The sequence below is a fragment of the Colwellia sp. C2M11 genome, assembly GCF_018860915.1.
Taxonomy (GTDB): domain Bacteria; phylum Pseudomonadota; class Gammaproteobacteria; order Enterobacterales; family Alteromonadaceae; genus Colwellia.
On sequence record NZ_JAHKQD010000015.1, the window covers coordinates 43,140 to 62,736 of the forward strand.

At 36.2% G+C, this 19,597-nt stretch carries 16 protein-coding genes and 1 riboswitch; of the genes, 5 read left to right on the forward strand and 11 right to left on the reverse strand.

The window, feature by feature from the left end:
• Positions 1 to 50 precede the first annotated feature (50 nt).
• On the reverse strand, positions 51 to 1,127 hold the full coding sequence (locus KO509_RS04900) for a heparan-alpha-glucosaminide N-acetyltransferase domain-containing protein (protein WP_215972169.1): 1,077 nt from the start codon (positions 1,125 to 1,127) through the stop codon (positions 51 to 53).
• A gap of 355 nt (positions 1,128 to 1,482) precedes the next feature.
• On the opposite strand from KO509_RS04900, the gene KO509_RS04905 reads away from it, so the two are divergent.
• Positions 1,483 to 1,947, forward strand: coding sequence for a chemotaxis protein CheX (locus KO509_RS04905; protein ID WP_215972170.1), 465 nt, complete (start codon positions 1,483 to 1,485; stop codon positions 1,945 to 1,947).
• Between the two features lie 8 nt (positions 1,948 to 1,955).
• On the opposite strand, the gene KO509_RS04910 is transcribed toward KO509_RS04905, so the two are convergent.
• The 4 genes from KO509_RS04910 to KO509_RS04925 all read right to left on the reverse strand — a co-directional run bounded on the left by KO509_RS04910 (position 1,956) and on the right by KO509_RS04925 (position 9,505).
• Positions 1,956 to 2,390, reverse strand: a complete 435-nt coding sequence (locus KO509_RS04910; protein ID WP_215972171.1) for a hypothetical protein — start codon at positions 2,388 to 2,390, stop codon at positions 1,956 to 1,958.
• Positions 2,387 to 4,831, reverse strand: coding sequence for a reprolysin-like metallopeptidase (locus KO509_RS04915; RefSeq protein ID WP_215972172.1), 2,445 nt, complete (start codon positions 4,829 to 4,831; stop codon positions 2,387 to 2,389). The genes KO509_RS04910 and KO509_RS04915 overlap by 4 nt, the downstream gene beginning before the upstream one ends.
• 250 nt (positions 4,832 to 5,081) lie before the next feature.
• Entirely contained in the window at positions 5,082 to 8,288 is a 3,207-nt protein-coding gene (locus KO509_RS04920) for an efflux RND transporter permease subunit (protein WP_215972173.1), read from the reverse strand.
• Positions 8,288 to 9,505, reverse strand: a complete 1,218-nt coding sequence (locus KO509_RS04925; protein WP_215972174.1) for an efflux RND transporter periplasmic adaptor subunit — start codon at positions 9,503 to 9,505, stop codon at positions 8,288 to 8,290. The genes KO509_RS04920 and KO509_RS04925 overlap by 1 nt, the downstream gene beginning before the upstream one ends.
• Before the next feature lie 345 nt (positions 9,506 to 9,850).
• Here KO509_RS04925 and KO509_RS04930 point away from each other — a divergent pair, with 345 nt between their 5' ends.
• Together KO509_RS04930 and KO509_RS04935 are read left to right on the forward strand one after the other, a co-directional pair.
• Entirely contained in the window at positions 9,851 to 10,306 is a 456-nt protein-coding gene (locus KO509_RS04930; protein ID WP_215972175.1) for a TerB family tellurite resistance protein, read from the forward strand.
• Positions 10,307 to 10,396: 90 nt separating this feature from the next.
• On the forward strand, positions 10,397 to 11,263 hold the full coding sequence (locus KO509_RS04935; RefSeq protein ID WP_215972176.1) for a S1-like domain-containing RNA-binding protein: 867 nt from the start codon (positions 10,397 to 10,399) through the stop codon (positions 11,261 to 11,263).
• A 32-nt stretch (positions 11,264 to 11,295) separates the two neighbouring features.
• On the opposite strand, the gene KO509_RS18185 is transcribed toward KO509_RS04935, so the two are convergent.
• A complete protein-coding gene (locus KO509_RS18185; RefSeq protein WP_289847522.1) occupies positions 11,296 to 11,418 on the reverse strand; it encodes a hypothetical protein in 123 nt (40 codons plus the stop codon).
• Positions 11,419 to 11,677: 259 nt separating this feature from the next.
• Between KO509_RS18185 and KO509_RS04940 the strand changes: the two genes are divergently transcribed.
• A complete protein-coding gene (locus KO509_RS04940) occupies positions 11,678 to 12,751 on the forward strand; it encodes a diguanylate cyclase (RefSeq protein WP_252727393.1) in 1,074 nt (357 codons plus the stop codon).
• Between the two features lie 32 nt (positions 12,752 to 12,783).
• Here the strand turns inward: KO509_RS04940 and KO509_RS04945 are convergent, their stop codons facing one another.
• From KO509_RS04945 to dapA, 5 genes are all read right to left on the reverse strand, one after another.
• Positions 12,784 to 13,374, reverse strand: coding sequence for a class I SAM-dependent methyltransferase (locus KO509_RS04945; RefSeq protein WP_252727394.1), 591 nt, complete (start codon positions 13,372 to 13,374; stop codon positions 12,784 to 12,786).
• Between the two features lie 26 nt (positions 13,375 to 13,400).
• Positions 13,401 to 14,609 (reverse strand): succinylglutamate desuccinylase/aspartoacylase family protein, encoded by a 1,209-nt coding sequence (locus KO509_RS04950; RefSeq protein WP_215972293.1) that lies wholly within the window; start codon positions 14,607 to 14,609, stop codon positions 13,401 to 13,403.
• A gap of 67 nt (positions 14,610 to 14,676) precedes the next feature.
• Positions 14,677 to 15,900 (reverse strand): PLP-dependent decarboxylase, encoded by a 1,224-nt coding sequence (locus tag KO509_RS04955; protein WP_215972177.1) that lies wholly within the window; start codon positions 15,898 to 15,900, stop codon positions 14,677 to 14,679.
• 236 nt (positions 15,901 to 16,136) lie between these two features.
• A complete protein-coding gene (locus KO509_RS04960; RefSeq protein ID WP_159821485.1) occupies positions 16,137 to 16,886 on the reverse strand; it encodes a 2,3,4,5-tetrahydropyridine-2,6-dicarboxylate N-succinyltransferase in 750 nt (249 codons plus the stop codon).
• Positions 16,883 to 17,857, reverse strand: a complete 975-nt coding sequence (gene dapA / locus KO509_RS04965; RefSeq protein WP_215972178.1) for a 4-hydroxy-tetrahydrodipicolinate synthase — start codon at positions 17,855 to 17,857, stop codon at positions 16,883 to 16,885. The genes KO509_RS04960 and dapA overlap by 4 nt, the downstream gene beginning before the upstream one ends.
• 129 nt (positions 17,858 to 17,986) lie before the next feature.
• Positions 17,987 to 18,232, reverse strand: a riboswitch (Lysine riboswitch).
• A gap of 279 nt (positions 18,233 to 18,511) precedes the next feature.
• On the opposite strand from dapA, the gene KO509_RS04970 reads away from it, so the two are divergent.
• Positions 18,512 to 19,558: a methyltransferase gene (locus KO509_RS04970; RefSeq protein WP_215972179.1), complete on the forward strand. Its 1,047-nt coding sequence runs from the start codon at positions 18,512 to 18,514 to the stop codon at positions 19,556 to 19,558.
• The last annotated feature ends 39 nt before the right edge of the window (positions 19,559 to 19,597 follow it).

Here is a 19,597-nt window from a genome sequence, read left to right on the forward strand (position 1 = left end):
AATCATACTAACCTTAATACTTCAGATAAAGCAAAGGCTTAATTCAAAACTTATATTTTAATAAATATCTTATGTTGATAAAGCTTCAACGACACGAACCAAAATAAAATCACATGCGACAATGCAAACAAAAATGACGCTAATGTAGGTTCAGCAAAAAGCTTATATTGTTCATATAACCAACGATACAAACTACTATCTCCTACAGGTATTATCAAATAAGTCGTTACGAATACAAATGACAATACATAAACAAACAAAGGATTTGTGCCGTACACAAGTAACGGCGACACTAGTTTTTCATGACCTTTTATATCAATTAACCAAATAAATATGGCTAATAAAAGACATGCAAATCCGGTCGTATATATTACATATGAACTCGTCCATAATGGTTTATTAATAGGCAGTACAAGATGCCACAAAGCGCCAAGCCCTATCGCAAGACTACCAATAATAATAAGTTTAATAACACTCGATTTTTTCTCTTTAATACTGGTTAAATAACGTGTTAATTCAAACCCTAGCAACATATTCACTACTGCAGGAATAGTACTCAGCAGGCCTTCAGGGTCAAAACTAACATCACGCATCGTATACATATGATTGGCACCTAAGATAGCTAAATCGAACTGTCGAATAATATTCCCCTCTAGCGTTAAACCTGCCTCTCCTACGCTTACCAATAAGCCCCAGTAAGCAAGCAAAATAACTCCTGAGATAATAAAAATACCACGACGATTTAACAATAAAACTAAACTGGCGGCTATCACATATGCTATGCCAATCCGTTGCAATACCCCCATAATTCGTAAATCTTCCAGTGGCGTATCAAAAGGTATTACATTTAGCATAAAACCAATAAAGAACATGATAAAGCCACGTTTAAGGATCTTTAAAAATTGTTCTGAATTCGCAGTAAAATCACTTTTTTTAAAAGAGAAAAACATCGCTGAGCCGATAATAAACAAGAAAAATGGAAACACTAAATCTGTTGGCGTAGCACCATGCCAATCTGCATGTAAAAGTGGTGCATAAACATGTCCCCAAGTACCAGGCGTGTTAACTAAAATCATTAAGGCAATCGTAATACCTCTAAAAGCATCAAGAGCAAGATATCGAGTCATAAATCAAAATCCTAAAGTAGTTAAAGTAAAGTTTGTCTCAAATGACAACGCTATCATTTAGTTAATGTAAATGATCATCATGGTTTTGGCTAATTAAATACTTAATACAAACTTGAGCTAAGGTTAGTTCTTAATTTAATGGCGATAAAGAGCTTGCATCGTTCAAGTTTACCTTTATAAGGTATAGGCTAAGCGAGTCTAATATTTAATCTAACATCACCATAAATCGCCAAAAGTGGCTATGTTTACTTTCGAATAATCGATTAATATAAATAAATAGTCCAGTTTGATTTACATTTGTTTCAGAAGTGTGCAAAATCAAGCTATTGCAAATAACTAAAGGCGCGAAAGCTACATGAGAGTAGAGTTTATTAACCCATTTTTATCATCAATGCTTAATGTAATGTCAACAATGGCACATATGGAATTAATTCCAGAAAAGCCAACATTGAAAAAAGATGAAACCTCGATGGGTGATGTATCAGGGTTAATAGGTATGATCAGTCCTGAAGCTAAAGGCTCTCTATCTATTACATTTGATGCTCCTTTAGCACTAGCAACAATGAAGGGAATGGTTGGCGAAGCACCCGATGAGATAAATGACGAAATAACAGATTTAGTGGGTGAGATCACTAATATGGTTACTGGTGGCGCAAAACGTTTACTTAGTGAAAAGGGCTTTGATTTTGATATGGCAACCCCTATTGTTGTTTCTGGAAAAAATCATAGCATTCATCATAAATCCAAAGGACCTGTCGTCGTTATCGCACTACGAGGCGAACTGGGTAAGGCCTACATTGAATTTTCTTTTGATGAATAATTAATTGACTATTGGCTGCTCTTTTCCTGACATATAGTTATCATTCTCTCGTTATATTGGCGCATAAAATTGAGCTCTTTTTTACGCGCTAATCGCTCCTCTTCAGAGCGAATAACATCCCCCGTATTAGAGTTATATTTTTTTCCACATAATGCAATCATTGCTTGATAATCTTTAGGGTGTACGCCAGGAATATTGATACTTCTTGTTGACGTAGTCTGTAACCGATAGTCTTTATTTTCTATTGCTAACGCCAGTGCTTGGTTTAGCTTTTCTTCATCAGTATGTTCCAAGATACTTGCCGGTGTCTGATTACTTTCCTGTGTACTTTCTTGCATTGTTTCTTCTAAATTAGTGTCAGTTGTGGCTGTGCTATCAACAAAAGTTTGATTTGTACAACTCGCACAAAAGGCCACGACTAACGTTAGGATGCTCCATTTCATTTGCTACAACTCCTTTTTTGACGCCATAGTAACGCAAAGGTGAATAATAATAACCAAGACATACTACCAGATGATTTATCATTGCCTGCTTCAGGCTCTGAGGTAGGCTCTGTCTTTGCTTCAACGGTAAGATTAACCAGCTGTACGGAACTACTGACATTGTCTTTACTTATCACAACAGACACTACAAGCTCGCCAGAAAAATCACTGTTTGGCGTAACCATTTGCCCTAGGAAAGTATAATTATCACCCGCTTGAATTGTTATTGAATCTGCCGCTTCACATGCATAAGTAAATAATGCATTGGTTAACTCAATACTGTTTCCCTGAACAAGCGAGATAGCTTGTTGGCTAGTAATTACAAGATCCTTAGCAGCTAATGCCTTATTAATATTAAAGGCTCCTTGGTTTACGGCATAAAAAATATTATCACTACAAACAAGCTTAATTCTAGCTTCAGCAGTATTAATGTCATTCGGACAAAAACTGTCTATTGATAGCGTAGCATTACCGTTATTACTTATATTATTAGCTAGCGTTATATCAAAACTTTCTCCATTATTTTTTGAAAGTAAAACGTCAACAGCCGCACAATTAATAGGTAAGGTATCAGTCTGAGCAACTTGCCAACTTATATTATTATCACTTTCTGTCCAAACATCTTCTGCTAATGGGGAATTAAGAGAAAAAGCTTCTCCTGAATCAACAACCGTTAATGTAGTCTCATCATAACTAACACCGCCATTTTGATCAAAAACCATCAAACGAAAGTTAAGGTCTCTATTTGTGGTGGGTAATGATTCCCCGATAGTATGAGTGCCCGTAAGTACGTTTGATAATTGTGGAAAGAATCGAGTGGCATGTTCGTTTGGTAGAAAAGCTCGAAATAAAGGTCGTGTTCCATCGTCCACTTGCTCGGCAAGCGAAGCACTTTTTTCCCCTAAATCAAATTGCTGCCAACTATAACTCAGCTCATCGCCATCAACATCTGTAGCGGTACCTGATAATTTAAATGGTGTTCGTGCCGGAATAGTATAATCCAAACCGGCGTCAACAATAGCGACATTATTGCTATCAACAGAAGCAATACCACAGCTGTCACCAACGCTACTTTCTAAATAAGCATGTATTTGATCGATTGATCTTGCATGAAAAAATGCATCAGAATGCGACTGTAGATTTTGATCATCACAAAGCCCTGCATAAGACATAATTGTTGAGCCACTACCCACTTCATAAGCTGAGCGTTGTACACGATTACCAGAGCAAGCTCCTCCTGTACCATTGAAGCTGTGTTCAGCACCAAATTGATGGCCTATCTCATGAGCAACATAATCGATATAAAAAGCATCATTAGTAGGATTTAAGTCGCCAGTAACGCCATCACCTTTATATATTGGGTGGCACACAGCACCAAGCACAGCTAAACCGCCACCATCAGTATTAAGCACATGACCTATATCATAATTATCACTGCCAATAATACTATTAATAACACCTGTATTTAGCCCGCCATCATCACTGTTATTATTGAAGGGATCTGTTTCTGCGTCGGTAAAAACTAACAAATCATTATTTTCGACTAACTCTAATTTTATCGCTAAATCATGCTGATAAATTTGATTTAACCGGTTAACTAAAGTGATTATCTCTGCCATAGTAGTATCAACTGTACCACCATTAAATTCTGTATATTCTGCCGCTGCAGATATAGCGATACGATATGTTGTTAAGACACTTTCAGTGTTGTTAGCACCTTCTTCTTTACTCATTTTATTTCGTGATAAGCTTTCTAAAGCGGTAGATAACTGCGTAATATTTTTGGGTTGATGAAAGGTAAGTAATTTTTTATCTTGTACTCGGCTATTTTCTTTAATGTAACTTGTATATTTAGCATTTACACTATTAAAGACGCGTTGCACCTTTACAGGAGAAGCATTTTCTGAAGTTACTATTGATGATTGGCTTTTTGCTAAAGACTGGGCTGCTTTTTCTTCAATATAAATATTTTCAGGCTCAACAAAAACCCGTTCTCCATTATAATAAAACATGCCATGAAAACCATTGGATGTAATATCAAAACGACCGGTATTGTTGCTATTATCAACCGCTACCCCCGAAAATGTTCGAATATGAGGGTATTTTTTAGCAAGCCCTTCAGACATCACACTTTCAGGCGTTAATTCAAAATTAACGAGTGCGCCACTAGGTAATGGTAATGCAATGATTATCGCCTTATCATCACTAAACAAAGCGGTTTGTAATTCTGGTGTGTTGAGCGTTAATAAGCCTGAACTAGTATCTTGATGAAAAATGCTTTTAGCTTTCACGGTTGGTTCTTGAGCATAAACCAATGTTGAAAATACACTTTGAGTACATAATGCTAATACACACCCAAAAGTAACCTTTTTTAATAGTTTTGCTTTTTTCTGTAAATTCATACTGACCGCTCGATAGTAAAATAGTTATTTGTCATCAAAAGATGTTTTTAGTTGGAAAGCATACGACTCGATTTAATCTTCTTGCCACTGTGGCTTAATTAACGCTTGATATCATTAATTAAGATTTTATCCTATGCGCTAAGATTAACGAGTATAGAACAAAAAAGCCACTGACAATGCAGTGGCTTTACTTTAAAACTTGCTAACAAAACTCAACGTAGCAAAATATATACACTAGTTGAGACTTTGTTTAAGCCTGTGTAACCGGATTATTAACTGACTTTTGTTTCTTTTTACGACTAAAAACACCACGTAAATCTTCAATAATCACATATAAACTTGGAATAAAGATTAACGTAACTACAGTGGCAAAAAGCACACCAAACGACAAGGATACTGCCATTGGGATAACAATTTGCGCTTGAGCACTGGTTTCAAAAAAGATGATAGGCACTAAACCAATAAAAGTGGTTAATGAGGTTAGCATTATTGCTCTAAAGCGCTTAGTACCTGCATGGATAACAGCGTCTTTTAAACGCTCTCCACGTTTACGCGCATTATTGACATAATCAACCATTACCAAGGAATCATTCACCACAACCCCTGATGCCGCTAAAATTCCCATAATGGATAATGCACTTAAATCCATCCCTAATATAAAGTGCCCAAATACAGCACCAATCACACCAAAAGGAATTACCACCATAATCATACACGCTTGTGAGTAGGACTTTAGCGGAATGGCAAGTAAAGAGAAAATAACCATTAACGAAATCATAAAGTCTCTGAATTGCTCACCTGCGCTATCCATTTCTTCCTGAATACTACCTGACAATTCACTTTGAACACTCGGATACTGCCTTAACAGTTGAGGAATATAGTTATCACGAATATCTTTGGCTATTTCAAATGGTTCAACTTGCTCAGAATCAACACTTGCCCAAACATTAATTGTACGATTACCACCCTCACGACGAATAAGTGTAACGCCATCTGTTAATGATATTTCAGCAAGTTCAGATAATGGTAATTCAGCACCATTAGACGTTTGAATCATCACATCATCAACATGGCCAATACTACTACGTTGCTCAAGTGGATAGCGTACCATCACTTTTATCTCTTCACTGTTACGTAAAATACGTTGTGCTTCAAGACCATAAAAACTATAGCTAACTTGTGATGCTACCTCAGCTAAAGTTAACCCTAAACTGTAAGCTAATGGCTTAAGTTCCAACTGAACTTCTTTAGCACTGGTTTGACGAGAATCATTAACATCACCAACACCTTTTAACGAATTAAGTTTAACCTTTAAGTCGTTTGCTGCTGCGAGTAATTGTGCATCGTCAGTACTTTCTAATTTAAAAGCAACGTCACCATCATCGCGACCGCCGCCAAATAAATTATCATTGATAGATAACGATTTAACGCCAGGGTAATCAGGAATAGCTTTTCGCCATAAATCCGCTAATTCAAAAGTATTAATCGCCCTTTCTTTTGGAATAACTAACTTAACCATCACATTACCACTAGTACGGCTACGTAAATCAACCTGCATATCAGCAATCATTGAACTGCCATATTGTGCTTGAATATCATCATCAACGGCGTAAAGAATACGTTCAATATTCAACAATACTTCCAATGTAGATTTCTCAGCAGCATCTACGTTCATTTCAATACTGACACTAGGAAAATCATGTGGGATTTGAGGCTGACCAATATATCGAACAAAACCACCGCCAAATAAGCCACCACTTAACAACATTAAGCTAATAAAAAACATTAACACCGCATAACGATATTCAATACACATTGTTAATGCTGGTCGATACATAGTGTCAATAAAAGCTTTTAATTTAATATCAATCCAACGACGAAGCCTATCTAGCGGATTTTTAGGGTTAAAGGTCTTTATTTTCATTTTAACTAAATGCGCAGGTAAAATGAGTTTCGATTCAATAAGAGAAAAAATTAAACAAAGTATAACAACCGCACCAATAGCTTTACCAAATGCAGAAGAAGGCCCTTCACCAAAAAGGAAAGGTACAAATACGGCAATAGTAGTTAACACCCCAAAGGTAGCGGGCATAGCGACACGCTTAACACCACGAATAACATTTTCGGTTGAATGTCCATGCTCTTCTATTTCATCATGCGCACTTTCCCCCATGACAATCGCATCATCTACAACTATCCCGAGTACAAGAATAAAAGCAAACAGGCTAATAATATTAATAGTGACACCAACAAACTCCATTGGCATCACTAATAGCGTACCTAGAAAACACACAGGTAATCCCATCATCACCCAGAATGCTAAACGTACACGTAAGAACAGAGCTAGCATAATAAAAACTAATACCGCGCCGCTTTCCATGTTGCTTAACATCATGTTTAAACGGCCTTCAAGGTAGTAGGTCATATCAACCCATGTCTCTAACTTCACACCTTTTGGTAAAACACTGTCTTTGCTCTTTACATAACTATTAATTACCTGAGCAACATCAGTAATACTTTGATTGTCTGCAGCACCAATAAACAAGGTAACTGAATTCTTACCATTAAACTTAGAGTATTGAATGCCTTCTTCAAAGCCATCAATCACTGTAGCAACATCCCCTAATAATATTTTAGTACCATCAGCCAACGTAATAACAGGGATTTGTTCAAACTCATGACCACGATAAGCTTGATTCTCGACCCTAAGGTTTATATAACCATTTTCGGCACGAATTTGCCCAGCAGACATATTTCGAGATGAGCCACGTACAGCATTGGCCACATCGACAAAACTTAAACCATACTCTCTCAATTTGTCCTTACTGACTTCAACAGAAATTTCGTAATCTAAGCCACTATAGATTTCAGAAATATTTATTTTAGGTAATTGTTGAATTTCATGATGAATTTTACGCCCTAGTTCTTTTAATTCACTATTCGTTAAATCACCATACAAGCTAAGATACATTACCTCTTGGCGAAATTTTTCTCTTTCAACTTTAATGCGTTCCATGCCATCAGGGAAACTTGAAATGGAATCAATCGCTGATTTAATTTCTTCGAGTACCACTTGAGGATCGTAATCGAGCTCTACTTCAAAAAAACCATTAGAAAAATTTCTGTTAGAGTAAGTAATTACACGTTTAAGACCTTGCACTGTTTTCAGTGCCTCCTCGATCTTAATGGTAATACCTTCCTCTACCTCTTGCGGGGCTGCGCCAGGATATTGCGCAACATAGGAAACCCAGTTGATTTTTACTTGTGGAAACATTTGCTTGTCAATAGTTTTTATGGTTAAAAAGCCACCAATCAAAATAAAAACCATTAACAAGTTAGCTGCTATAGTATTACGGGCAAACCAAGCAATAATACCGGTATTAGTATCAATAGACTCATCAATTTTTGAGGGGTTCTTCTCTGTTTTTGCGCTACTATCCGAAAGAGAACTCATCATTACTCCCCTTCGTTTTCATTATTAACAACATCAATTTTTTCTGGTGATGTACTACTGTTATCATTTGTTTTTTCTTGTATATCAGTTACTAATGATAATTTCATTCCTTCTACAGGGTAATCTAATGAAGACACGATCAACTGATCACCATCAAGTAACCCTTTATTGATAACCACATCCCCTCCTTCTTGACGAACAATATTAACATCGGCGTAATGAAGTTTTGACTCGCTATCTAAAAGTGCAACTTGCTCGTTTACGACTAAATATTGAGGGACAATACTCGCATGTTCAATATTTATACCTAAAATTTTAGCTGTCACATAAGAGCCAAAACGTAACGGCAGATCATGCTCTTTGTTACTATGATTAAGGTAATAAGGATCTTGAATTTCGGCGACTAGGTAGGTCATTCGACTATTGTCATCAACAACACCTTCACTTCTCACTATTTTCGCTTGCCATTGTATTTCTTCACCAGCAAATGTACCGGATAAATTTACCGTTGATTGTAAACCTTGATCGATAAGATATTGTAGCTGGTTATCGGCAACAGGTAAGCGAACTTCGGCAATAGCCGTACCTAATAACATTCCTATTTCACTGCCCACACCGACAAAGGAGCCTAAGCCAATACTTCGGCTATTAATCATAGCATCATAAGGTGCTCTGATTTCAGTACGTTGTAAATTTCGCTCGGCACGTAAAATAGCTGCTTGAGCAGATTTAACATTCGCTAACTCTTGTGCAAGCTGCGGTTTGCGCAGGCTTAGTTCAGTAGGCGAGGTATCCGTTATCTGTTGCCATTCTTTTTCAGCAACCTTTCCTTGTGCTACTTCAGTTTCTAATGCAGCACGTGCCGATGCCATATTTGCCTGAGCGTCAATAAGCGCAGCATGATAATCATTAGGATCGATTCTAGCTAATAATTGACCTTTTTTAACCAAACCACCACGAACGAATGTATCACTTAGTTCAACAACTTCACCACTTACTTGCGCAACAATCGTTGTTTCATATTTGGGTTTTACCACGCCATAAGAGCTTACTTTCATCGTCATTGGCATGACAGTAATATTTTTAACTTCAACGATTGGTGTATTATCCACTTCAGCTTTTTCTTCTGGTGGTTTTTTCATACTAGAAAAACCAATATAAGCACCAATACCAATAGCTAAAATGGCGATAGGTATGATAATCTGTTTTTTACGAGCCACTGTTTTATCCCTTTAATAATCTAATTTTATTTTTATACAGAAAACGAATATCAATTCTCTGATTATCTGAATGAACAATAACGAATATGGTATAACGAAATTTATCAAACATGTTACTGTTTATTACAAAAAACACGCCTATTTGTAAAAAAAAACCAAAAACACCAATTTTGTATACTTATCCCTTATTTATCAATATATTGCAATATTTATTTAAAAAGAGATTTTTAGATAAAAATATCATACACTAAATAATTAAGTCACTTATTGGCTTATTTCACCACTTTTTAACTTTTCACAAATAATACCTGTTAAATTAACAACTTTTGTACGAAAGGATTAATCATGTTTAATAAAATAACCGACTTCTTCAATAACTTACTAGATTCCAAAGCTGACAATACTCAGTGTCAACTTTCTATAGAGATTGCTTCTGCGGTACTACTCTGTGAGGTAATGCGTGCGGATAGTGTTTTTACCGAAAGTGAACAGGATACCCTTAGCAATATTTTAGCTAAACAATTCAACCTGAATGACCAAGAAGTCAGTACTGTTTTACAACAAGCTTTTGAGTTAAGTGAAAATGCTAGTGATTTTTATCAATTTACGTCTAAATTAAATCAACACTACTCCTTAGATGATAGGATCGAAATTGTGTCATTATTATGGAAAGTTGCCTATGCTGATGGTGAATTAGCAAGTATTGAAGAACATATCATTCGAAAAATCGCTGATTTACTTCATTTAAGACACAGTGAATATATTGCCACTAAAATTGCAGCGGAACAGTTTGCCAAATGAATAGATTTACCACCAAAATAATTTATTAATGCGTAAGAGAATCGGTTATTATACTCATCAATATTTTCCCTACTTATAACGGCATTTTTAATGACAGATTCAACAGCACAACCTAGCAACTCACCTCATGTTGAAATAGGAAAATACAATACACTTACTGTTGTTGCAGTAACGCCAACCGGAGTTTACCTAGACGGTGGAGATTTAGGTGAAATATTACTTCCGAACCGACATGTACCAAGTGATTGTAAAATTGGTAATAGTATTAAGGTTTTCATTTACTTAGATTCGGCAGAGCGAATTTCAGCAACCACTGAAAAAGTACTTGGTCAAGTAGGTGAGTTCGTATCCTTAAAAGTAGTACAAGTAAATAAAATGGGGGCCTTTTTGGACTGGGGGTTACCGAAGGATCTACTTGTTCCTTATAATCAACAACATTCTGAAATGGAAGTTGGAAAGTATTACTTAGTACGCATTTTTCTTGACCAACGTACAGAGCGTGTTGCTGCATCAAGTAAACTTGATAAATTTATTGATATTTGGCCCGCAGAATATCAACAAGGTGACAAGGTAAAATTAATTATAGGCGGAAAAACTGACCTAGGCTTCAAAGCCATAGTAAACGATTTACATTGGGGCTTACTTTACGACAATGAAATTTTTCAACCATTACGTATTGGTAAGAAAATAGATGGCTACATCAAACAAGTTCGCGAAGATGGTCGCTTAGATCTTATTCTAACTCGTGGTAGTAAAAACACAGTAAAGAGCTTTGCAGATAAACTTGTTGACGCTTTACAAAAGAATAATGGTTTTCTACCACTGCACGACAAAAGTGCACCAGAATTAATACAAAGAACGCTTGGGGTAAGTAAGAAAACGTTCAAGGCTACAGTGGGTAATTTGCTGAAAAATGGTAAATTAACGATAGAGAAAGATGGAATTAGGTTGAAGTAGTCAATCCTTTTGACTACTTTCATCTTTACAATTTAACGTAACATTGTAAACCAGCCCATAAGCATAGGCAGTAGAGGGAAAGCAATAAACGCTACTAAAATTAACGAAATTAAACCGAAACCTGTACTATCTTTAAAATCTTCATTCTGTGACATTGTGAGGATACCCTTAATAGGAAAAAAAACAGGCGTAGTCTAACGATTAACAAAACGAAAAAAAAGGTTTATTTGATCTATATCAAATATAATAATCAGTGATATATAAAAATAAACCTACTTGGCATAACTTATTAATAATAAATTGAGTCTTATACTTATTCCACACTCAATGAAATAGATAGTTATTATGTTGCGAAAAACCTGATATGCTTCTTTATTGACCAATACTTAATATGCTAAAAATAAGATCAACATCTTGCAAAAAACACATAAAATAACTAACAAATCAGATGATGAATTATATCAGCCTCATGTGGTTGCTGTCTTTTCTTTGGTTGGCATGTCAATCCTTGCCACTATGGCGGTTATCGCATTATTTAACCAAACTTATATCTTAGCTGTAACTTTATTTGGCTCAAGTTTGCTATTTTTTATGGGCTACTATGTTTATAAAAAGTTTAATAATTCGATATTTAGCTCTGCGATTGTTCTATATTCGCTTTATTCTCTTATGTTTTACCTTGTTTATACTGGAGGTGTAGCACAGACAGGACCATTATGGATATTTATCATTCCTCCTATCTCGTTATTTATTCAAGGTCTAAAATACGGCTTAGTCAATATTGCGATGTTCGTTGCCGTTATCAGTATTATAATGTTTATACCAACAGATGTTATGACACATGCGCCATACAGTATGGAATTTAAATTACGTTTGTTATACTCGTTTTTAACCGTGACAGCTCTCTCTGCACTATATGAATACTCTAGAGAACGCTCATATAAAAGCGCATTAAGGTTAAGTGAAAAGTATCAACAACTCGCTAATTTTGACCCGCTAACCCAGCTATCAAATCGTCGTGGTGCCCTTGCTATTTTACAACAAGAACAAGCTCGTATATCACGTAAAGAAGATCCATTGTCTATTATTTTATGCGATATAGATTATTTTAAAAAAGTAAATGATCTATATGGGCATAACGCTGGTGATGCTATTTTAATAGCGCTAGCAAAGATATTTATGTCTAATATGAGAGAACAAGATTCTATTGCACGCTGGGGCGGAGAAGAATTCTTATTTATTTTGCCACAAACAACAGCTGCCAATGCCAATGTTGTGGCCGAAAAAATTCGAGGTCAGATACAAAACCATACGACTTTTTATCAAGATAAAGCAATTAAGGTAACTTCGAGTATGGGTATTGAGCAATTCGATGGCACGAAAAGTATTGATGAAGTGATCAATAGCGCAGATAAACACTTATATAAAGCTAAAGATGCAGGCAGAAACCAAGTTTTTCCTAAACTAGAAACTACTGACGATTTGTAGACCTAGCTTCCACTTACGGCCCAGTTTTAAAATCATTCAGGTTTAATAGCAACAATTTGTGCGATAGCTTGCTTCGCATGGCTACCTTGTGAGGTAAAAACCTCTCCTTCAAAACTATACAATATTTTCCAATCTGAAAAATATTCAAGCAGTTCATTAGGCTTTAATAAAAAATTAGGATTTTTAGGCCTGCCTAACTTTGCTTGTTTTTCTGTGAAGGTCTCATAAATAATCATGCCCCCTGGTTTTACAGCAGCTTTAATCTGCGCCATCAGCGGACGATGTAAGTAACGAAAAACCATAATAGCGTCAAAGGTTTCTGCCTTTAATGGTTTATCGTTACCTTGATCAAAATGGACTTGATCAAAATGATCTTGCTCAAAATCTACCTGCCAATATTGCGCTAACTTTTGTGTATTTAGCTGCAAACGATTAACGGTCTGTTCAACCTGATTTAGTGATTCACCATTAATATCAGCAAAAACAACATTAATATCATTCTCAAGTACATGCAGACCATTTCGCCCTTCACCACAGGCAAGATCGAGTACCTGCGCTTTACTATCAAACGTTAGCAGCTGCGATGACAATAAGTATTTATCTATTAATGATGAATGTTTCAAACCTAAATTCCAGCAATTATACGACGTTATATTTCAAAGTAATTGGTAAAAACTTTATAAAGTTCTGTCCCTTGATTCACACTTGCAGAAGCGAAATGTAAAATAGGAAGGACATCTTTATCAAGAATAACATTATGTAATGGATTACCATCACCGTAATTATCCATTCTTAAAATACGTGCTAATGGCTTACCTGCGGGTAGAGGCTTACCAAATTCAGCTAAATAATCCACCATCCCCCCCATAGGAGAGTACAATGCTTTATAATCTTTTAAATAACAAGCATAGCGTGTCATTTCTTGAGGTTGATACCCTAATGACTCAGCTTTTTGTAACGATACCTCTTCAGAAGGGGTTTCTAGGCAACTACTAAGCCCAATCACACCTTTGTACTGTAAGTAGCTTAAAATACCTAATGCGTCTTGATGCGCGACATCCAAATCAATTTGCTCTTGAGAGCCCAGCTCTACAGTAAAACTCTCTTTAGCAAAAGCCCCCTCGCCCATAATAAAGTTTCGATCTAACTTTTTATAGGCTTGTTGCAAGCTCCACCAAGGACAAAAAGTTGCTTCATCCATTGCACCATCGAAATCATTAGGAATAAAAAGGGTATGAGGTATATCAAAGTAGCTAGCACTTGCCTTCGCGTATTCAGGGCAATATAAATGTTTACTTGAAATGGGGCCGGTATGTAAGTCGAGTACTATATCAGCTTGATGTGCCATACGTTGTAACTGATAAGCAATGCGTTGACCAGTAGTCAGTCCCCAAATATTATGATCCAACTTTTGTTCAATTTGATCGATTAATACTTTTTCAAATCCTACTCTAATTTCATCTTCACTCGCATTAATATTTTGCTGAGCAAAAGGTACTATAATTGACTCATCAAAATGGTACATTCTATTCCAGTTCACGCCCGTAATAGGGTCAAATCGACCTAATGTATATTCACCATTTTTATGGTTACAAGCCACAGGATTGGCATAAGGTACCAAAGTAATATCACTTTGAATTTTGCAATCTTTTAATAGCTCTAGCAGCTGAAAGATAACTGCATTTCCTTGTACTTCAGCACCATGCATATTTGCTTGAATATAAACATTAGGCGCTGTACTTTGAGTCCCAGAGGCTATATTACTTTTTTCACTTTCAAACGAATAAACAGGCACGGTTAACTTAGCGCCACTAGCCATTTCCCCAACGTGCATAATACTTTTTTTGAAGGTATTCATCATTTATCTCATTTATTAACCGGTATAGGCAAAACTACGCGAACATTACTCGAATACTATTCGAATACTATGCAAGGTATGAACTCGCAGGTTTCGCAGCTCTAACTTCAACTAATTTATTTTCTTGAATTACATATTCTGCCGCCAATTGGTGACATAAGAAAAACGGCATGCTTTCAGTAAACCCATAGGCACCACAATAACCAAAAACTAATTCATCACCAACCTCAACATCTTTTGGTAAAGATAAATGACCAAGTTTATCCATACTTGTACAAAGAGGCCCATGTAAATCAAAGTATTGGCTTGACTCATTCGACTGACGAAGTAAGGTAACTGGAAAAGGTTGATCTGTTATTGCTGGACGAATAAGATGGTTAATACCTGCTGCCAACACCAATTGTTCTTGACCATAATTAGTTTTTCTATCAATTACCGGAACAACATAATAGCCACATTCAGCAACCGCAAAACGACCAAGCTCTAACCAAAGCTCATCAACGCCAGCCTTGGCTTTAATGTCAGCTAAATCGGAAATAATTTGCTGCCATGCTAACGTTTTACCTTCACCAAGATAATCGATACCTAAGCCACCGCCTAAATCAAGAATTTTTAGCTCCATACCAATATCGTTGGCAAGTTCAGTGAGTGGCTTAACCATTTGCCCCCATAAGGAATACATTTTTTCATTACTGAGCATGTTGCCCCATTGAAAAATATGTAAACCACAAATATTTAATTCGGGATAGTCACTTACTTTAATGTGTTGCCATTCTTCTACCGATAAACCAAAAGGCGTTAAGCTATTACCACCTAATGGATTCTTTTCACCATCAGGCCACTGTAATTGTACACGCAGTAATACCGTTGGTTTTTCACTAGCTGGCTTTTCCTTAACAACTTCATTAAGCCAAGTCAGTTGATTTAAGCTTTCAATCACAAAAGTACCGACACCTTTTTTGACAAAAGCATCAAGTTGTTTTTTAGATTTAGCGGGACCTGTATTCAAAATACGGCTAGGATTCACACCTTGTGCTAATACTTGTGATAACTCACCGGTGCTAGCAACATCAAAATCAAACCCTTCACTATCTAATGTTTGAATAACTTTAGATAAAGGATTGGCTTTAACAGCAAACCAAAGCTTAATCACATCTTGTTGCTGTAATGTCGCAAGGTGTTTTTTTAACGTATCTAATTGATAGACAAAATAGCCTTGTTCATCTTCGGGCGATTGATGAGCTAATAACGTACTTTCAAGATTGGTGTCGAACCAAGTGGGTTTAGTCATAATATTTCAATTCATTTATTACACTGTAAGTTTCAATTAATTCATTATTATTAATAATCTAGCTTTAAGCTATATAGTTCAAGTTAAAAGCAAAAACACGGAATTGATCATCAATCAATATTCCGTGTTTTTTATGCTTAAGCGTTTAGCCCATTCTTTGAAAATTAAAATACTTTCCCAAGAATTTATAAGTACTTTAACGCTTAACTTGCACTATACAGCAACAAGTTGAACAATTAACGAAGGATAGATTCTAACTCTAATGCCGCATCACTTTGTTCATCACGATATTTAACGATCAACGCACATGCCATGTTCAAGCCTTGTGCTTGCGCCCAATCTCCTTTTACAGGGCGAGTGCCCGGAACAACAATAGCATTTTCTGGAATTTCAGCGCCTTTTTCACGCATCACTTCATTAACACAATCATATACTGGTACTGATTTAGATAATGAAACACCTGGTGCTAGTACAGCGCCTTTTTTCACTACAATACCTTCAACAATAACAACACCGGCACTCAAGAAAGCATTATCTTCAATGATTACTGGGCTAGCACCGATCGGCTCTAATACACCACCAATTTGAACCGCAGCTGAAACATGAACATTTTTACCAATTTGAGCACATGAGCCAATTAGAGCATGGCTATCAACCATAGTACCGGTATCAACAAATGCACCAACGTTAATATAAGCTGGTGGCATAATAATGACGCCTTTAGCAACATGAGCACCAGCACGTACAGATGAACCGCCCGGTACTAAACGAACACCATCCTCAGGTGTAAACTGACGAGCAGGTAAATTATGTTTATCAACAAAACCTAAATAGTTATCACCAAAAGCAATGTTTTCACCCGCTTTAAATGCCGCTAAAATACCTTGTTTTACTTCAACATTGGCATGCCAATTACCGTTTTCATCTTGAGTTGCTGCGCGTAGTGCACCAGTTTCTAATTGTGCTATTACATCTTGCCAATTCATGCGATATTCCTATTTTCATGTGTATTTATAAAAGAAGATTGATTAGCTTGCACTAACCATTGATTAATTTTTTCATCAAATGCCAATAACTCTGTATTATCGGTTAATTCAAGGTCTGTTAATGGCGCTCGCAATATCGGTGTTTTAATATTTTGTTGCTGCTGCATTAACATTTTGACTGGGATAGGGTTAGCAACACAAAATAGTGCTGCTACAGCCCTGTTCCATAATGGAAACATAGTGTTGGTTTGCCCAACTAAACATAGTTGAACATACGTTTGTGTTGCTTGAGGCCATGCATTAGCGCAGACCGAGACTAAACCTTTCGCACCTGCCGGTACTAGATATGGCATCATGGCATCTTCACCACTATAAAGTGCTACACCTGGGCATTGTTCACGGTAATTAAGAAATTTATGTAAATCGCCACTTGCCTCTTTCATTGCCCAACAATTTGGATGATTTTGCAAATTTTGTAAGGTTTCAACGGGAATTTCCACGCCACTACGAGAAGGCACGTTATATAACATACAGGGGAAATTAGCAGCATCTAGTAGAGCTTTAAACCATTGTGTTTGGCCAACGACACCAGGTTTAGCATAAAGCGGGGTTCCAAGTAAAAAACTATCAATAGGTAACTGGTTACAATAATCAACCCAGTTAATTTGTTCTGCTAGATTAGAGCCACCAACAGCAACCATTAACGGTGTATTAAGCTGTAGACTGCACACAAACTCAACAATACTCATTTGCTCATCACGGGTTAATGCTAAACCTTCACCTGTGCTACCAAGTAACAGTATACCGTTACCTGCTTCAGCTTGTGCTATTGCGATTCGTTCTAGACTAGTAAAGTCAATTTGATTATTTTCTAAAAATGGCGTCACTAAAGCTGTCCATAAAGAACAAGCGTCAAGGTTTCTGTTGCCAATAAGTTGGGAATTTATATTTGTAGGTGATTGTGTATTCATTGCTCTCGAACTCATAATGTTTATATCGGCTTAAGCACAATACAAATTAGTTCGGAGGGCTTTAAGGTATTCACAATAAAGAGCTAAGTATAACAACCTTATGTTAAGGCTATTATTGGCTTTTATGCAAAGACCAGAAGCTCTCCACTCAATTATAACCTACCTTCTATTAAGGTAGCTCAATATCAGTGACAGTTGTCGGGATTCAGCCCTTAAACTTTGGTTAGACACCAAGGTAAACAACCGATAAGTGTTTTATCAAACAAATACTTATCTCGGCGCTAATCCCCCTCATTACTATTATCAGATTTTGATCTCTGTGCAAAATAACATTGCAAATAATAACTACCTGGTTAACGCTCCTCTTCTGGCCCCTTTCCTCATAACTATTAACATTTTATTTGTATTCCTATCAGTAACTGCCGTCATCATTTATAAAATATAAACATTGCTGACACTTATCTTGATGGTTTATCTAAAATATCAATAATTTAGAGGTGAACTTTTGATATTAAATCAAAAGTCTGAATTAGGGACGCCGCTATTTAAACATTGTTATCACTTTTCTGTCAATATCGAAATATTCAGACTATAGAAAAAACCTTGAATACAGTAGAATACTATCTTCTAACTTATTCACTGTTAATCATCATTATGTCAACTTCAAACATCAGCCAAATATTAGTACGAAATAGTGCACTATTATCGGCTAAAACGCCCTTATTTATTAATTTAATGGCAGATGGTTTTATTGAAAGCTATCTACTTGATAATCCAGAGGCACAATTAAGTTGCCATAATACTAATTTTGTCGATTATTTAGCGATAAAAAACAAATTTGATAAACAGGTCGAAACAAGTTTTGCTAGCGAATATAAAACTGAACGACAACACGACTTAGTTGTGATTAACTTCCCAAAAAGCAAAGATGAACTTGCTTTTACTTTTGCGGTGATTGCCCCTTATTTAAGCAACGATGCTAAAGTAATCTTAGTAGGCGAGAAGAAAGGTGGCATACAATCTAGCCCTAAATTAACCGGAGAATTTCTTCAGAATTGTCAAAAAATAGATGCTGCACGTCATTGTTTACTCTTTGCCGGCATCGTTAACCCTGAAAATTTAAATAAGCCGTTCAATATTGAAGACTGGTTTAAACAATATCAAATTAATATCAACAATATATCGCTTACTATCGCTTCATTGCCAGGTGTTTTCAGTCAGAAGAAGTTAGATATTGGCACCGCATTATTATTAGATAACTTACCTCAGTTTATGCAAGGAAAAGTGCTAGATTTTGGTTGTGGTGCAGGTGTTATCAGCTGTTTTATCGGTAAGAAGTTTGAATCTACCCAATTAGACTTACTGGATGTAAGTGCTTTAGCAATAACATCAGCCCAAAAAACACTCGCATTAAATAATTTATCTGGTACTGTTTTTGCCTCAAATAGTTTATCTAACGTAGCAGGAAAATATCAACATATAGTCTCTAATCCGCCTTTCCATCAAGGCACCAAAACCAGTTATCAAGCAAGTGAGGATTTTTTAAGAGGAATTAAGCCTCATATTGAGCCTCGTGGAGATATCACCATAGTTGCCAATAGTTTTTTACAGTATTTACCGATCATGCAAGAATACATAGGAACAACCAAACGATTAATTAATAAACAAGGATTTAACATTTATCACTGTAGAGCTAATTAATGGTCAACCAGACTTGATAAATGTATTTTTTTCAGCGAT

What these genes read in the sequence shown, in the direction of transcription:
- KO509_RS04955 (WP_215972177.1), bottom strand. Translation starts at nt 15,900, where the DNA reads ATGACTAAACCCACTTGGTTCGACACCAATCTTGAAAGTACGTTATTA.
- KO509_RS04950 (WP_215972293.1), bottom strand. Translation starts at nt 14,609, where the DNA reads ATGAATACCTTCAAAAAAAGTATTATGCACGTTGGGGAAATGGCTAGT.
- KO509_RS04900 (WP_215972169.1), bottom strand. Translation starts at nt 1,127, where the DNA reads ATGACTCGATATCTTGCTCTTGATGCTTTTAGAGGTATTACGATTGCC.
- KO509_RS04970 (WP_215972179.1), top strand. Translation starts at nt 18,512, where the DNA reads ATGTCAACTTCAAACATCAGCCAAATATTAGTACGAAATAGTGCACTA.
- KO509_RS04905 (WP_215972170.1), top strand. Translation starts at nt 1,483, where the DNA reads ATGAGAGTAGAGTTTATTAACCCATTTTTATCATCAATGCTTAATGTA.
- KO509_RS18185 (WP_289847522.1), bottom strand. Translation starts at nt 11,418, where the DNA reads ATGTCACAGAATGAAGATTTTAAAGATAGTACAGGTTTCGGTTTAATT.
- KO509_RS04920 (WP_215972173.1), bottom strand. Translation starts at nt 8,288, where the DNA reads ATGATGAGTTCTCTTTCGGATAGTAGCGCAAAAACAGAGAAGAACCCC.
- KO509_RS04915 (WP_215972172.1), bottom strand. Translation starts at nt 4,831, where the DNA reads ATGAATTTACAGAAAAAAGCAAAACTATTAAAAAAGGTTACTTTTGGG.
- KO509_RS04935 (WP_215972176.1), top strand. Translation starts at nt 10,397, where the DNA reads ATGACAGATTCAACAGCACAACCTAGCAACTCACCTCATGTTGAAATA.
- KO509_RS04930 (WP_215972175.1), top strand. Translation starts at nt 9,851, where the DNA reads ATGTTTAATAAAATAACCGACTTCTTCAATAACTTACTAGATTCCAAA.
- dapA (WP_215972178.1), bottom strand. Translation starts at nt 17,857, where the DNA reads ATGAATACACAATCACCTACAAATATAAATTCCCAACTTATTGGCAAC.
- KO509_RS04910 (WP_215972171.1), bottom strand. Translation starts at nt 2,390, where the DNA reads ATGAAATGGAGCATCCTAACGTTAGTCGTGGCCTTTTGTGCGAGTTGT.
- KO509_RS04960 (WP_159821485.1), bottom strand. Translation starts at nt 16,886, where the DNA reads ATGAATTGGCAAGATGTAATAGCACAATTAGAAACTGGTGCACTACGC.